General features: G+C 69.0%; 10 protein-coding genes. 3 read left to right on the forward strand and 7 right to left on the reverse strand.

From position 1 onward, the window contains the following. Window positions 1–79: 79 nt before the first annotated feature. Window positions 80–649 (forward strand): GNAT family N-acetyltransferase, encoded by a 570-nt coding sequence (locus tag ACFLFB_RS15380; protein ID WP_392543047.1) that lies wholly within the window; start codon window positions 80–82, stop codon window positions 647–649. 99 nt (window positions 650–748) lie between these two features. Continuing rightward, window positions 749–1582, forward strand: coding sequence for a hypothetical protein (locus ACFLFB_RS15385; protein WP_392543048.1), 834 nt, complete (start codon window positions 749–751; stop codon window positions 1580–1582). Window positions 1583–1669: 87 nt separating this feature from the next. Here ACFLFB_RS15385 and tuf read toward each other — a convergent pair whose 3' ends face one another. The 5 genes from tuf to ACFLFB_RS15410 all read right to left on the reverse strand — a co-directional run bounded on the left by tuf (window position 1670) and on the right by ACFLFB_RS15410 (window position 7011). After that, window positions 1670–2866 (reverse strand): elongation factor Tu, encoded by a 1197-nt coding sequence (tuf, locus tag ACFLFB_RS15390; RefSeq protein WP_392543049.1) that lies wholly within the window; start codon window positions 2864–2866, stop codon window positions 1670–1672. A gap of 114 nt (window positions 2867–2980) precedes the next feature. After that, window positions 2981–5095, reverse strand: a complete 2115-nt coding sequence (gene fusA, locus ACFLFB_RS15395; RefSeq protein ID WP_392543050.1) for an elongation factor G — start codon at window positions 5093–5095, stop codon at window positions 2981–2983. Between the two features lie 110 nt (window positions 5096–5205). Continuing rightward, the gene (gene rpsG, locus ACFLFB_RS15400; protein ID WP_377640625.1) at window positions 5206–5676 is read right to left on the reverse strand and encodes a 30S ribosomal protein S7; all 471 of its coding nucleotides are present in this window, start codon (window positions 5674–5676) and stop codon (window positions 5206–5208) included. Beyond that, window positions 5676–6050, reverse strand: a complete 375-nt coding sequence (gene rpsL / locus ACFLFB_RS15405; RefSeq protein ID WP_392543051.1) for a 30S ribosomal protein S12 — start codon at window positions 6048–6050, stop codon at window positions 5676–5678. Before rpsL ends, rpsG begins: the two co-directional genes overlap by 1 nt. A 292-nt stretch (window positions 6051–6342) precedes the next feature. Continuing rightward, entirely contained in the window at window positions 6343–7011 is a 669-nt protein-coding gene (locus ACFLFB_RS15410; RefSeq protein ID WP_392543052.1) for a GNAT family N-acetyltransferase, read from the reverse strand. A 45-nt stretch (window positions 7012–7056) separates the two neighbouring features. Here ACFLFB_RS15410 and ACFLFB_RS15415 point away from each other — a divergent pair, with 45 nt between their 5' ends. Then, on the forward strand, window positions 7057–8184 hold the full coding sequence (locus ACFLFB_RS15415) for a hypothetical protein (RefSeq protein WP_392543053.1): 1128 nt from the start codon (window positions 7057–7059) through the stop codon (window positions 8182–8184). An 84-nt stretch (window positions 8185–8268) separates the two neighbouring features. Here the strand turns inward: ACFLFB_RS15415 and ACFLFB_RS15420 are convergent, their stop codons facing one another. Continuing rightward, a complete protein-coding gene (locus ACFLFB_RS15420; RefSeq protein WP_392543054.1) occupies window positions 8269–12159 on the reverse strand; it encodes a DNA-directed RNA polymerase subunit beta' in 3891 nt (1296 codons plus the stop codon). A gap of 101 nt (window positions 12160–12260) precedes the next feature. Next, the gene (rpoB, locus tag ACFLFB_RS15425) at window positions 12261–15749 is read right to left on the reverse strand and encodes a DNA-directed RNA polymerase subunit beta (protein WP_392543055.1); all 3489 of its coding nucleotides are present in this window, start codon (window positions 15747–15749) and stop codon (window positions 12261–12263) included. Window positions 15750–16061: the final 312 nt, after the last annotated feature.

A 16061-nucleotide genomic window follows, 5' to 3' on the forward strand; every position in this document is an offset into this window, starting at 1 on the left:
CTGCCGGGCCGCCGGGGCCGCCGGGGCCGCCGGGGCCGCCGGTCGGCCCCGGGCGAGCACGCGGGGTAGCGTCCGCGGCGTGAGCCCTCGCAACCGACGACGCGGCAAGCCGGTCCTCACCACCGACCGCCTCGTCCTGCGGCCGCTCGGCTGGGACGACCTCCCCCAGCTCCAGGCCCTGGACGCCGACCCCGAGGTGATGCGCTTCATCGACCCCCCGCGCACCGCCGACGACGTGCGCGAGCGCACCCTCGCCCGGCTCGACCCGGCCCACGACGCGATGGGCCTGGGCTACTGGGCCGGGCTCGAGCGCGGCCGCTTCGTCGGCTGGTGGCTGCTGACGCCGGAGGGCCCGGGGCTGGCCGAGATCGGGTGGCGCCTCCACCCGTCCGCCTGGGGCCGGGGGCTCGCCACCGAGGGGGCGCTCACCGTCCTCGACCACGGGTTCGGCACGGTGGGGCTCGAGCGGGTCGTCGCGGAGACCATGGTGGTCAACCTCGCGAGCAGGGGCGTGATGCGGCGCATCGGGTTGCGGCACACCGGTGTCGAGCACCGCGAGTGGGACTCGCCGCTGCCGGGCGCCGAGGAGGGCGAGTGGCTCGCCGAGCTGACGCGCGAGGAGTGGCTCGCCGCACGCGCCGAGGGCTGACGCGAACTCGCCTCTGCGGGTGACGTATCAGGCGCCCTGCCGCACCCTCCTTGGCTGTGCGCCGGTCCTCCCGCCGGCGCGCACCGAGCAGGAGGACCCATGAACATCACGACCCGTACCCGTCGAGCCCTCGTCGCCGTCGTCGGCGCCGCCGGACTCGCCCTCACCGCCACCGCGGCCACCGCGGCCGGCCCGGACACCGCCAACCCGTCGTCCGGCGGTTCCGCACCCGACGTCGCCGCCGTCTCCGCGCTGTTCCCCCCGGGGTCGGAGAAGCAGTTCGTCGTGGTGGCCCCGTGCCGCATCCTCGACACCCGCCAGAGCGGCGGCGCCCTGGTCAACGGCCAGCGCGTCTTCGACGCCACGATGGGCAACTACTCCACGCAGGGCGGCAAGGCCGGCTCGTGCAACATCCCCGACCAGGCGGTCGCGGTGCAGCTCAACCTCGGTGCCATCTCGCGCAACGGGACCACCAGCTACGTCAAGGGCTGGGCCACCGGCACGGCCGAGCCGCTCGCCTCGGTCATCAACTTCGACCCCTCCGGGCCGGTCGCGAACATGGTGACCATGCCGGTCAACGGCTCGGGCCAGTTCACCCTGAAGACCCCGGGTGCGGCGCACCTCTTCGCCGACGTCGCCGGGTTCTACGTCAGCCCGCTCTACGTCGCGGTCTCCCCCACCGGGACCGTCTACGGCGGCGTCTCCTCCGGCCTGACCTCCATCACCAAGGTGTCCACGGGCCGCTACAGCATCGTGTTCGACCGCGACGTGCAGCGCTGCGCCGCGACCGCCTCGAGCATCACCTGGGGCTCGAACCTCGACGTCTCGCCCGACGTCAACGCCAGCTCCAACGCCAACACGGTGGAGGTCGGCATCGCCAACCCGGCCGGCACCTCGACCGACGGCTACTTCACCCTGCGGCTCAGCTGCTGACCAGCCGCACGCCAGGAGCACGGCGAAGGGCCCGCCCCCCGGGGGGAGCGGGCCCTTCGTCAGCTGCCGGGGCGACCCGGCATCAGGTCACTTGTTGATCTTGGTGACCCGACCGGCGCCGACGGTACGGCCGCCCTCGCGGATGGCGAAGCGCAGGCCCTCCTCCATGGCGATGGGCTGGATGAGCTCGACGGCCATCTCGGTGTTGTCACCGGGCATGACCATCTCGGTGCCCTCGGGCAGCTTCACGACACCGGTGACGTCGGTGGTGCGGAAGTAGAACTGCGGGCGGTAGTTGTCGTAGAACGGCGTGTGACGGCCACCCTCGTCCTTGGACAGGATGTAGACGTTCGCGTCGAACTCGGTGTGCGGGGTGATGGACCCCGGCTTGACGACGACCTGGCCGCGCTCGACGTCCTCGCGCTTGATCCCGCGGAGGAGCAGGCCGACGTTCTCGCCCGCACGACCCTCGTCGAGGAGCTTGCGGAACATCTCGATGCCGGTGGCGGTCGTCTTGGTGGGCGGGCCGGTGTGGATGCCGACGATCTCGACCTCCTCGTTGACCTTGAGGATGCCGCGCTCGATGCGACCGGTGACGACGGTGCCACGACCGGTGATCGTGAAGACGTCCTCGACGGGCATGAGGAACGGCTTGTCCGTCTCGCGCTCCGGCTCGGGGATGTAGTTGTCCACGGCGTCCATGAGCTCGAGGACGGTGGCACCCCACTCGGCGTCGCCCTCGAGGGCCTTGAGCGCCGAGACCTTGACGACCGGCAGGTCGTCACCCGGGAACTCGTAGTCCGAGAGGAGCTCACGGACCTCCATCTCGACGAGCTCGAGGATCTCCTCGTCGTCGACCATGTCGGCCTTGTTGAGCGCCACGACGATGTAGGGGACGCCGACCTGGCGGGCCAGGAGGACGTGCTCCTTCGTCTGCGGCATGGGGCCGTCGGTGGCGGCGACCACGAGGATCGCGCCGTCCATCTGCGCCGCACCCGTGATCATGTTCTTCACGTAGTCGGCGTGGCCCGGGCAGTCGACGTGTGCGTAGTGACGACCCTCGGTCTGGTACTCGATGTGCGCGATGGAGATCGTGATACCGCGCTGCTTCTCCTCGGGCGCCTTGTCGATGTCGTCGAACGCGAACTGCGGGTTCAGGTCCGGGTACTTGTCGTGCAGGACCTTGGAGATCGCAGCCGTCAGCGTCGTCTTACCGTGGTCGATGTGACCGATGGTGCCGATGTTGACGTGCGGCTTGGTCCGCTCGAACTTTGCCTTCGCCACTTGATGTCCTCCTCAGGACTCTTGTCTGTAGAACGCACGACCGGGCAGGACGTGGCGTCGTCTTCGGGGGTTGGATGGATGCTTCTGCGTTGAGACCAGCGACCAGTCTAGCGGTCACTCGCCCCGGGTCTTCTTGATGATCTCCTCGGCCACCGACTTGGGGACCTCGGCGTAGGAGTCGAACTCCATCGAGTAGTTCGCACGACCCTGGGTCTTGGACCGCAGGTCGCCGACGTACCCGAACATCTCCGACAGCGGGACCAGGCCGCGGACGACCTTGGCACCGCTGATGTCCTCCATCGCCTGGATGTGACCACGGCGGGAGTTGATGTCGCCGATGACCTCGCCCATGTAGTCCTCGGGCGTGCGCACCTCGACGGCCATCATCGGCTCGAGGAGGACCGGCTCGCACTTGCGGACGGCCTCCTTGAGGGCCATGGAGCCGGCGATCTTGAACGCCATCTCCGAGGAGTCGACGTCGTGGTAGCCACCGTCGAGCAGGGTGGCCTTGATGCCGACCAGCGGGTAGCCCGCGAGGACGCCGTACTGCATGGCGTCCTGGATGCCCGCGTCGACCGAGGGGATGTACTCGCGCGGGACGCGACCACCGGTGACCTTGTTCTCGAAGGCGTACATCTCGCCCTCGGCCGTGTCGAGCGGCTCGAGCGCGATCTGGATCTTCGCGAACTGCCCCGACCCACCCGTCTGCTTCTTGTGGGTGTAGTCGTAGCGGTCGAGGCCACGCTTGATGGTCTCGCGGTACGCGACCTGCGGCTTGCCGACGTTCGCCTCGACCTTGAACTCGCGACGCATGCGGTCGACGAGGATGTCGAGGTGGAGCTCGCCCATGCCGGCGATGATCGTCTGGCCGGTGTCCTCGTCGAGGTGCACCTGGAAGGTCGGGTCCTCCTCGGCGAGCTTCTGGATCGCGGTGCCGAGCTTCTCCTGGTCACCCTTGGTCTTCGGCTCGATGGCCACCTGGATGACGGGCTCGGGGAAGGTCATCGACTCGAGCACGACGGGCTTGTCGAGGTCGCACAGGGTGTCACCCGTGGTCGTCGTCTTCAGGCCGATCGCGGCGTAGATGTGGCCCGCGAGGGCCTCCTCCACCGGGTTCTCCTTGTTGGCGTGCATCTGGAAGAGCTTCCCGATGCGCTCCTTCTTGACCTTGGTCGAGTTGAGCACCTGGGTGCCCGCGGAGATCCGGCCGGAGTAGACGCGGATGAAGGTCAGGGTGCCGAAGAACGGGTGCGAGGCGACCTTGAAGGCGAGCGCGGAGAACGGCTCGTCCTTGCTCGGCGCACGGGTGACCGACTCCTCCTCGTTGCCCGGGGCGTGGCCGATCATCGGCGGCACGTCGAGGGGCGAGGGGAGGTAGTCGACGACGGCGTCGAGCATCGGCTGCACGCCACGGTTCTTGAACGCGCTGCCGCACAGGACGGGGTAGACCTCGGAGGAGATGGTGAGCTTGCGGATGCCGGCCTTGAGCTCCTCCGGCGTCAGCTCGTTGCCCTCGAGGTACTTCTCCATGAGGGCGTCGTCGGACTCGGCGACGCGCTCGATGAGGTGGTGGCGGTACTCCTCCACCTTCTCCAGCATGTCGGCCGGGATCTCCTGGATCTCGTACTTCGCGCCCATGGTGACGTCACCCTTGGCGTCGCCGGGCCACACGAGGGCACGGCGGAAGATGAGGTCGACGACCCCGATGAAGTCGTTCTCGGCACCGATCGGCAGCTGGAGCACGAGGGGCTCCGCGCCGAGGCGGTCCTTGATGGTGTCGACGGTGAAGTAGAAGTCCGCGCCGAGCTTGTCCATCTTGTTGACGAAGCAGATGCGGGGGACGTTGTACTTGTCGGCCTGGCGCCAGACGGTCTCGGACTGGGGCTCGACGCCCTCCTTGCCGTCGAAGACGGCGACGGCGCCGTCGAGGACGCGCAGCGAGCGCTCGACCTCGACCGTGAAGTCGACGTGACCGGGGGTGTCGATGATGTTGATCTGCGACCCCTCCCAGAAGGAGGTCACGGCGGCAGACGTGATCGTGATGCCGCGCTCCTTCTCCTGCTCCATCCAGTCGGTGGTGGAGGCGCCGTCGTGCGTCTCGCCCATCTTCCGGTTGACGCCGGTGTAGAAGAGGATGCGCTCGGTCGCCGTGGTCTTGCCGGCGTCGATGTGCGCCATGATGCCGATGTTGCGGACCTTGGTGAGGTCCGTCAGGACGTCCTGTGCCACGTTCAGTGCTCTCGTCTCGTCGCGTGCGGGGTGTGGTTCGGTGCGCGGTGTGCGGTCACCGGTGGGTCCGGGGGCCGGCCGCCGTGGTGGCGGCCGGCTCCCCGGCTCCGTCACCAGCGGTAGTGCGCGAAGGCCTTGTTCGACTCGGCCATCTTGTGGGTGTCCTCGCGGCGCTTGACAGCGGCGCCGAGGCCGTTGGAGGCGTCGAGGATCTCGTTCATGAGGCGCTCGGTCATGGTCTTCTCACGACGCTGACGCGAGTAGCCGACGAGCCAGCGCAGCGACAGCGTCGTGGCGCGGGTCGGCTTGACCTCGATCGGGACCTGGTAGGTCGCACCGCCGACGCGGCGGGACTTGACCTCCAGGGTCGGGCGGATGTTGTCGAGCGCGCGCTTGAGCGTCTGGACCGGGTCGGTACCGGTCTTCTCGCGGCAGCCCTCGAGGGCGCCGTAGACGATCGTCTCGGCGATGGACTTCTTGCCGTCGAGCAGCACCTTGTTGACGAGCGAGGTCACGAGGGGGCTGGCGTAGACGGGGTCGACGACGAGCGGCCGCTTCGGTGCGGGTCCCTTGCGAGGCATCAGGCCTTACCCTTCTTCGCGCCGTAGCGGCTGCGGGCCTGCTGACGGTTCTTGACGCCCTGGGTGTCGAGGGCGCCACGGATGATCTTGTAGCGGACACCGGGCAGGTCCTTCACGCGACCGCCACGCACGAGCACCATCGAGTGCTCCTGCAGGTTGTGGCCGACGCCGGGGATGTACGCGGTGACCTCGATGCCGCTGGTGAGGCGCACGCGGGCGACCTTGCGCAGGGCGGAGTTCGGCTTCTTGGGGGTGGTCGTGTACACGCGGGTGCACACGCCGCGGCGCTGCGGAGAGCCCTTGAGGGCAGGGGTCTTGGCCTTCGTGGCCTTGTCCTGCCGGCCCTTGCGCACCAGCTGGTTGATGGTAGGCAACCTGGTTCCTTTGCTGTCTGGTCGACGCGACGGCATCACTGCCGTCACTCCTTGGATGGCCGGTACGCGACCCCCGTGGTCGGGTGTGTCGCACCGGGTGCTCTTCCCTGCACTCCCCATGGCTGACCCCTGGTGAGGGATCGGTACGGGGTGCCCGGCAAGAGGTGGGCGAGGCCGTGCTCACCACCTCGCGGCGGGGATCTCGGCTCCAGGGCCTGGACCTAGCCAGACACGGTTCTCAAGAATACCGGCCCGTGGTGGGGGCTCCAAATCGCTTCCCCGCCGTCCGGGGTCAGACACCCTCGAGGTCGAAGGCCGGGGCGTAGCGGAACGGGCCCGCGAGCTCGGGCCGCCAGGCCTGCAGGCGCTTGACCTGGAAGTACCTGTCGGCCCACGGGCCGGGCGAGCCGATGCCGTGGCCGGCGGCGGTCTCGAAGCCGAAGTGGGCGTACCAGCCCGGGTCGCCGAGCAGGACGACCGAGGGCTCGTGGCGCTGGTCGGCGGTGACGAGCACGGCGGCGACGAGCGCCGACCCGATGCCCTCGCCCTGGCGGTCGGGGCGCACCGCGATCGGGCCCAGGCCGACCGAGCGCCCCTCCCCCATGCTCGCGCGGCTGCACACGACGTGGCCCACGACCTCACCGTGCAGCTCGGCGACGAAGGTCAGGGAGTCCAGGACGTCGCCCTCGGCCCGCAGCCGGTCCAGGATGCGGGTCTCGAGCGAGCGCTCGGCGCCGTCGGGCACCCCGAAGGCGAGGTCGTGCAGGTCGCGGGTCGGCTCCTCGTCACCGGGGAGCTCACGACGGATGACGAGGGCGGGGTCCACGCCCTCATCCTCGCAGGCCGGCGTGGTGTGCCCGGACGAGGAGGTCGCGCAGCCGGTTGCGGGGTCGCGGACCGCCTCGAGCATCCCCGCGCCCTCGAGGTCGTCGGCGAACTCCCCCAGCGCGTGCGTGGTCATTACGATCTCGGCAGGTGGTGAGGGAACCTGACGAGGGGGAGTCCGATGGCGGCGACGTGGGAGGTCCACGACCTGCTCGGCGTGGGCGAGCCCGAGGGGGCGATGGTCCTGGCGGGTGTCGTCGAGGATGCCCTGGGGGTCACCCCCGACCCGGACGCCACCGTGGTGGAGGTCGTCGCCTACCCCTTCGGCTCCCCCGCCACCGCCGCGCTCCTGCGGGTGCGCGGCCTGGGCACCCGAGGTGAGCCCTGGTCGCTGTTCGCCAAGGTGCTCCAGCACGTGCGGCACTGGCCGGTGCTCGCGATGCTGCCGCCCGCCGACCGCGAGGACTTCCTCGCCTTCTTCCCGTGGCGCATCGAGCTCGACCTGTGGACCCCCGACGTCACGGCGACCCTCCCCGACGGCCTGCGCCCGCCCCACCTCCACCGCCTCGTCGAGCTGCCGGACGACCGCGCGGTGCTGTGGATGGAGGACGTCGTCGAGGACCCCGAGCCGTGGGGCCTCGAGCGCTTCGCCCGGGCCGCCCGCCTGCTCGGCCGGTGGAACGCCCGCTCCTCCCACCCCGACGTCCTGGCCGCCTGCCCGCTGCCCCCCGGCTACGCCCTGCGCAAGTACGGGGAGCGGGCGGTGGCGGCCCGTGGGCTGGGTCCCCTTGCCGACGACGGGCTCTGGGCACACCCGTGGCTCGCCGACCACGCCGACCTGCGCGCCCGGCTCACCGAGCTGGCCCCGCGCATCCCCACCTGGCTCGACCGGCTCGACGAGCTGCCGCAGGCGATGCCGCACGGCGACGCGAGCCCGCAGAACCTCCTCGTGCCGGCGGGCGACCGCGAGGGGTTCGTCGTCATCGACATCTCGTTCCGCAGCCCCCACGCCCTGGGGTTCGACCTCGGCCAGCTCGTCGTGGGGCTGGTGCACGCCGACCTCCTGCCCGCGGCCGCCCTGCCCGAGGTGGTGTCGATGGTCGAGCCGGCCTACGTCGCGGGCCTGGCCGACGAGGGACTGACGGGAGCGGCCGACGTCGTCCACGAGGCGTTCACGACCTCGGCGATGGTCCGCTCCGGCTTCGACGGCCTGCGCCTGGAGCTCCTCGCGGACGCCGACCCAGCACACCGGGCCTCCTTCGACCAGCGCGTGGCCCTGAGCCGCTTCCTCGCCGGCCGCCTGGCCTGACCCGCACGACCCCGACAACGCCGGAGGGCGGGCGCCCGGTGGTCTCCCACCGGTGCGCCCGCCCTCGCGGTGCGTGCCGTGACGTCAGAGCCGGTCGAGACCGAGCTCGCTGTCGTCGAGGCGGACGGCCTCACCCGAGCCGGGCCCGAAGGCGGCGTAGGTGTAGTCGTCGTAGCTCGGCATCGAGTACATCGCGGCCTTGGCCTCCTCGGTCGGCTCCACCGCGACGTTGCGGTAGCGGGGCAGACCCGTACCCGCCGGGATGAGCTTGCCGAGGATGACGTTCTCCTTCAGGCCCAGGAGGGAGTCGGACTTGCCCTCCATCGCAGCCTCGGTGAGGACGCGGGTGGTCTCCTGGAAGGAGGCCGCCGACAGCCACGACTCGGTCGCGAGCGACGCCTTGGTGATGCCCATGAGCTCGGGACGGCCGGAGGCCGGCTTGAGGCCCTCGGACACCACGCGACGGTTCTCGTCCTCGAAGCGGCCACGCTCGGCGAGCATGCCCGGCAGGAGGTCGGCGTCGCCCGACTCGATGATCGTGATCCGGCGCAGCATCTGCCGCACGATGACCTCGATGTGCTTGTCGTGGATCGACACACCCTGCTGGCGGTACACGTGCTGGACCTCGTCCACCAGGTGCTCCTGGGTCTTGCGCGGTCCGAGGATGCGCAGGACCTGCTTCGGGTCGATCGAACCCTGGGTCAGCTGGGTGCCGACCTCGACGTGCTGGCCGTCGGTGACGAGCAGGCGGGCCCGCTTGGTCACCGGGTAGGCGTGCTCGTCGGAGCCGTCGTCCGGCGTGAGCAGGATGCGACGCGCCTTGTCGGTCTCCTCGATCGTGATGCGGCCCGAGGCCTCCGCGATCGGCGAGACACCCTTGGGCGTGCGCGCCTCGAAGAGCTCGACGACACGCGGCAGACCCTGCGTGATGTCGTCACCCGCCACACCACCGGTGTGGAAGGTGCGCATCGTCAGCTGGGTGCCGGGCTCACCGATCGACTGCGCCGCGATGATGCCGACGGCCTCACCGATGTCGACGAGCTTGCCGGTGGCCAGCGAGCGGCCGTAGCACTTGGCGCAGGTGCCCACCTTGGAGTCGCAGGTGAGGACCGAACGGACCTTGACCGAGTCGACACCGGCGGCGAACAGCGCACCGATGACGACGTCACCGAGGTCGATGCCGGCCTCCGCGAGCGTCTCGCCGTCCTTGACGACGTTCTCGGCCAGGCTGCGGGCGTAGACCGAGGTCTCGACGTCGTCGTGCACGGTGCGGTTGCCCGTGCGCTCGTCGGTCGCCGCGATCGGCATCGGCAGGCCGCGCTCGGTGCCGCAGTCGTCCTCACGGATGATGACGTCCTGCGACACGTCGACGAGGCGACGCGTCAGGTAGCCCGAGTCGGCGGTACGAAGAGCGGTGTCCGCCAGGCCCTTTCGCGAACCGTGCGTCGAGATGAAGAACTCGAGCACCGACAGGCCCTCGCGGAAGTTCGCACGGATCGGTCGCGGGATGATGTCACCCTTCGGGTTCGACACCAGACCACGCATACCGGCGATCTGCCGCAGCTGCATCCAGTTACCACGAGCACCCGAGGACACCATGCGGTAGATGGTGTTGGTCCGCGGGATGTTCGCCTCCATCTCCTTGGCGACCTCGTTGGTGGCCTGGGTCCAGATCTCGATGAGCTCCTGGCGACGCTCGTCGTCGGTGATGAGACCGCGCTCGTACTGCGTCTGGACCTTGGTCGCCTTGGCCTCGTAGCCCTCGAGGATCTCGAGCTTGCGCGGCGGGGTGACGACGTCGGAGATGGCGACCGTGGTGCCCGAGCGGGTCGCCCAGTGGAAGCCGTACTCCTTGAGCGCGTCCAGGCTCGCCGCGACCTGCACCTTGCTGTACCGCTCGGCGAGGTCGTTGACGATCGTGGACAGGCGCTTCTTGTCGACCTGGTCGTTGACGAACGGGTAGTCCAGCGGGAGCGTCTCGTTGAAGAGCGCGCGACCCAGCGTGGTCTCGACGAGGAGCGACTCGACGAAGCCCTCGGCGTCCTGCTCGGTGCCCTCGGGGAGGTCGCTGAGCGGGGTCGGGACGACGTGCTTGAGGCGGATCTTCACCTTGGAGCCGAGCAGGATCTCGCCGGCGTCGAAGGCCATGCGGGCCTCGGACACCGTGGAGAACAGACGACCGGAACCGATGCCGTCCTCGACCTCGGAGGTGAGGTGGTACAGCCCGATGATCATGTCCTGCGTCGGCATCGTCACGGGACGGCCGTCGGCCGGCTTGAGGATGTTGTTCGACGACAGCATGAGGATGCGGGCCTCGGCCTGCGCCTCCGCCGACAGCGGCACGTGCACGGCCATCTGGTCACCGTCGAAGTCCGCGTTGAACGCGGTGCAGACGAGCGGGTGGATCTGGATGGCCTTGCCCTCGACGAGCTGCGGCTCGAAGGCCTGGATGCCGAGGCGGTGCAGCGTGGGCGCACGGTTGAGCAGCACCGGGTGCTCGGTGATGACCTCTTCGAGGACGTCCCACACCTGGGGGCGCTGGCGCTCGACCATGCGCTTGGCCGACTTGATGTTCTGCGCGTGGTCGAGGTCGACGAGGCGCTTCATCACGAAGGGCTTGAAGAGCTCGAGCGCCATCTGCTTGGGCAGGCCGCACTGGTGCAGCTTGAGCTGCGGGCCGACGACGATGACCGAACGGCCGGAGTAGTCGACGCGCTTGCCGAGCAGGTTCTGGCGGAACCGGCCCTGCTTGCCCTTGAGCATGTCGGACAGCGACTTGAGCGGACGGTTGCCGGGGCCCGTGACCGGGCGACCACGACGGCCGTTGTCGAAGAGGCTGTCGACGGCCTCCTGCAGCATCCGCTTCTCGTTGTTGACGATGATCTCGGGCGCGCCGAGGTCGAGCAGTCGCTTGAGGCGGTTGTTGCGGTTGATGACGCGGCGGTACAGGTCGTTGAGGTCCGAGGTCGCGAAGCGGCCACCGTCGAGCTGCACCATCGGGCGCAGGTCCGGGGGGATGACCGGGATCGCGTCGAGGACCATGCCGGCCGGCTGGTTCGTCGTCGTCTGGAAGGCGCTGACGACCTTGAGGCGCTTGAGCGCCCGGGTCTTGCGCTGGCCCTTGCCGGTGGCGATGATCTCGCGCAGCAGCTCGGACTCGGCGTCGAGGTCGAAGGTCTCGAGGCGCTTCTGGATCGCCGCGGCGCCCATCCCGCCCTCGAAGTACAGACCGAAGCGGTCGCGCATCTCGCGGTAGAGGACCTCGTCGCCCTCGAGGTCCTGGACCTTGAGGTTCTTGAAGCGGTCCCAGACCTGCTCGAGGCGCTCGACACCCTGGTCGGCACGACGGCGGATCGCGTTCATCTCGCGCTCCGCGGAGTCACGGACCTTGCGCTTGGCGTCGGACTTGGCGCCCTCGGCCTCGAGCGCGGCGAGGTCGTCCTCGAGCTTCTTGGCCCGGGTGTCGACGTCGGCGTCGCGACGGTTCTCGATCTCCTTCTTCTCGACCTGGATCTGCGCCTCGAGGGACGGCAGGTCGGCGTGACGCTGGTCGACGTCGACGCTGGTGATCATGTAGGCCGCGAAGTAGATGACCTTCTCGAGGTCCTTCGGGGCGAGGTCGAGCAGGTAGCCCAGGCGCGACGGGACGCCCTTGAAGTACCAGATGTGGGTGACGGGGGCGGCGAGCTCGATGTGGCCCATCCGCTCACGACGCACGGCCGCACGGGTGACCTCGACGCCGCAGCGCTCGCAGATGATGCCCTTGAAGCGGACCCGCTTGTACTTGCCGCAGGCGCACTCCCAGTCACGAGTGGGGCCGAAGATCTTCTCGCAGAAGAGGCCGTCCTTCTCGGGCTTGAGGGTGCGGTAGTTGATCGTCTCGGGCTTCTTGACCTCGCCGTGGCTCCATCCGCGGATGCCATCCGCGGTGGCGAGGCCGATCCGGAGCTCGTCGAAGAAGTTGACGTCGAGCACGTGGTTCCTTCTCTCGTTGTCTAACGCAGTACTGGTCTGTCAGGTGGGTGTCGTGCCGGGTGGCGGGCCGGGACGCCGTCGGCGTCCCGGCCCCACACCTGTCAGACCTCTTCGACGCTGCTGGGCTCGCGCCGCGACAGGTCGATGCCGAGCTCCTCCGCTGCGCGGAAGACGTCCTCCTCGGCCTCGCGCATCTCGATGGTCGTGCCGTCGCTGGACAGCACCTCCACGTTGAGGCAGAGGCTCTGCATCTCCTTGATGAGCACCTTGAAGGACTCGGGGATGCCGGGCTCGGGGATGTTGTCGCCCTTGACGATGGCCTCGTAGACCTTCACGCGGCCGTTGACGTCGTCGGACTTGATGGTGAGCAGCTCCTGGAGCGCGTAGGCCGCGCCGTACGCCTCGAGCGCCCAGACCTCCATCTCACCGAAGCGCTGGCCACCGAACTGGGCCTTACCGCCGAGCGGCTGCTGGGTGATCATCGAGTACGGACCCGTGCTGCGTGCGTGGATCTTGTCGTCGACGAGGTGGTGGAGCTTGAGGATGTACATGTAGCCCACCGAGACCGCCTCGGGGAACGGCTCGCCGGAGCGGCCGTCGAAGAGGCGGGCCTTGCCGGTGCCGTCGATGAGGCGCACGTCGTCGCGCGTCTTCGTCGTGGAGTCCAGCAGGCCGATGATCTCGTCCTCCTTGACGCCGTCGAACACCGGGGAGGCGACGCGCGAGCCGGCCGGGGCCGTGCGGGCGTCGTCCGGGATGAGCTTGGCCCACTCCGGGTCACCGGCGATCTCCCAGCCGCGGCTGGCGGCCCAGCCGAGGTGCAGCTCGAGGATCTGTCCGACGTTCATACGACCGGGGACACCGAGCGGGTTGAGCACGACGTCGACCGGCGTGCCGTCCTCGAGGAAAGGCATGTCCTCGACCGGGAGGATCTTGGAGATGACGCCCTTGTTGCCGTGACGGCCGGCGAGCTTGTCGCCGTCGGTGATCTTGCGCTTGTTCGCGACGTAGACGCGGACCAGCGAGTTGACGCCCGGGGGCAGCTCGTCGCCGTCGTCCTTGTCGAAGACCTTGACGCCGATGACGGTGCCGGTCTCGCCGTGGGGCACCTTGAGGGAGGTGTCACGGACCTCGCGCGCCTTCTCACCGAAGATCGCGCGGAGCAGGCGCTCCTCGGGGGTCAGCTCGGTCTCGCCCTTGGGCGTGACCTTGCCGACGAGGAGGTCGCCGTCGCGGACCTCGGCACCGATGCGGATGATGCCGCGCTCGTCGAGGTCGGCCAGGACCTCGTCGGAGACGTTCGGGATGTCCCGGGTGATCTCCTCGGGGCCGAGCTTGGTGTCGCGGGCGTCGACCTCGTGCTCCTCGATGTGGATCGAGGAGAGGACGTCGTCCTGCACCAGGCGCTGGCTGAGGATGATCGCGTCCTCGTAGTTGTGGCCCTCCCAGGGCATGAACGCCACGAGCAGGTTGCGCCCGAGCGCCATCTCGCCACCGTCGGTCGCGGGACCGTCGGCGATGAGGCCACCCACCTCGACGCGGTCACCCTCGGAGACGATGACGCGCTGGTTGTAGCTGTTGCCCTGGTTGGACCGGTTGAACTTGTTGATCCGGTAGGTGCGGCTCGTGCCGTCGTCACCGGCGACGGTGACGAGGTCGGCGGAGACCTCGGAGACGACGCCGGCCTTCTCCGCGATGACGACGTCACCGGAGTCGACGGCCGCGCGGTACTCCATGCCGGTGCCGACGAGCGGCGCCTCGGAGCGCACCAGCGGGACCGCCTGGCGCTGCATGTTCGAGCCCATGAGGGCGCGGTTGGCGTCGTCGTGCTCGAGGAACGGGATGAGCGCGGTCGCCGCGGACACCATCTGGCGCGCGGAGACGTCGATGTAGTCGACGTCCTCGGCCAGGACGTACTCGACCTCGCCACCCTTGACGCGCACGAGGACGCGCTCGTGGGCGAAGGCGGTGCCCTCGTCGTTCAGCGTGGCGTTCGCCTGCGCGATGACGTGCTCGTCCTCCTCGTCGGCGGACAGGTAGTGCACGTCGTCGGTGAGGCGGCCCTTGGTGACCTTGCGGTACGGCGTCTCGATGAAGCCGAACGCGTTGATCCGGCCGTAGGAGGCGAGCGAACCGATGAGGCCGATGTTCGGACCCTCAGGGGTCTCGATCGGGCACATGCGGCCGTAGTGCGACGGGTGGACGTCGCGGACCTCCATGCCGGCGCGGTCACGGGAGAGACCACCCGGGCCGAGGGCCGACAGACGCCGCTTGTGCGTCAGGCCCGCGAGCGGGTTGTTCTGGTCCATGAACTGCGAGAGCTGGCTGGTGCCGAAGAACTCCTTGATCGACGCCACGACCGGGCGGATGTTGATCAGGGTCTGCGGCGTGATGGCCTCGACGTCCTGGGTCGTCATCCGCTCGCGCACGACGCGCTCCATCCGCGACAGGCCCGTGCGGACCTGGTTCTGGATGAGCTCGCCGACGTTGCGCAGGCGACGGTTGCCGAAGTGGTCGATGTCGTCGGTCTCGACGCGGATGGCGACGTCCTCGCCGCGGCGGCGACCCGGCAGGGTCTCCTCACCGGCGTGGAGGGCGACGATGTACTTGATCGTCGCGACGATGTCCTCGATGCCGAGCGTCGAGTTCGACAGCTCGCTCTCGATGCCGAGCTTCTTGTTGATCTTGTAGCGACCGACCTTGGCCAGGTCGTAGCGCTTGCCGTTGAAGTAGAGGTTGTCGAGCAGGGTCTGCGCGGCCTCCTTGGTCGGCGGCTCGCCCGGACGCAGCTTGCGGTAGATGTCGAGCAGCGCGTCGTCCTGGCCCTGGGTGTGGTCCTTCTCCAGGGTGAGGCGCATCGACTCGTACTGGCCGAACTGCTCGAGGATGTCGGCCTCGCTGAGGCCGAGGGCCTTGAGGAGCACCGTGACCGACTGCTTGCGCTTGCGGTCGACGCGGACGCCGACCATGTCGCGCTTGTCGATCTCGAACTCGAGCCACGCACCACGGCTGGGGATGACCTTGGTGGTGTAGATGTCCTTGTCGGACGTCTTGTCGGGCGTGCGCTCGAAGTACACGCCCGGGCTGCGGACGAGCTGCGAGACGACGACGCGCTCGGTGCCGTTGATGATGAAGGTGCCGCGCTCGGTCATGAGCGGGAAGTCGCCCATGAAGACCGTCTGGCTCTTGATCTCACCGGTGGTGTTGTTCATGAACTCGGCGGTGACGAACAGGGGCGCGGAGTAGGTCTGGTCGCGCTCCTTGCAGTCCTCAATCGAGTACTTGACGTCCTCGAAGCGGTGGTCGCGGAAGCTCAGCGACATGGAGCCGCTGAAGTCCTCGATCGGCGAGATCTCCTCGAAGATCTCCTCGAGGCCGGAGCGGTCGGGGACATCGTCCCGACCCTCGGCCTTGGCCGCGGCGACGCGGGCCTGCCAACGCTCGTTCCCGAGGAGCCAGTCGAAGCTCTCGGTCTGGAGGGCCAGGAGATCCGGCACCTCCATCGGCTCCCGGATCTTCCCGAAGGACAGACGACCGGTCACCGTCTTTGCGGTGTTCATGTTCTTGGACGTGGTGCGCGAGGCAGCCAAGGAGCGTTCCTTCCACGGGCCTGGATCTCAACTTCAGGTGTGGCCACACCCGACCGGACGCTCTCGCGACGAACGCCGACCGTGCGGCCTCCCGGGACAACCGGGGGCATGACGGCGCGACGGCTCATCGACGAGCGAGGGCAGGTAGGGGGCAGCGCAAAGAGCAAGCATAGCCGAGAAAGGCACGACCGTCCAACCCGGTCAAGCCCTGGGGCCCGGGTGACGGTCCCCCGCCGGAGCGGGTGACGCGAACAGGATGGCGCGTCCCCCCGCCGCCGTCAAGGCGATCGGCCGGTTCGGCGCGGTTCGGCC

The organism is Oryzobacter telluris (genome assembly GCF_043099285.1).
Lineage (GTDB): Bacteria > Actinomycetota > Actinomycetes > Actinomycetales > Dermatophilaceae > Oryzobacter > Oryzobacter telluris.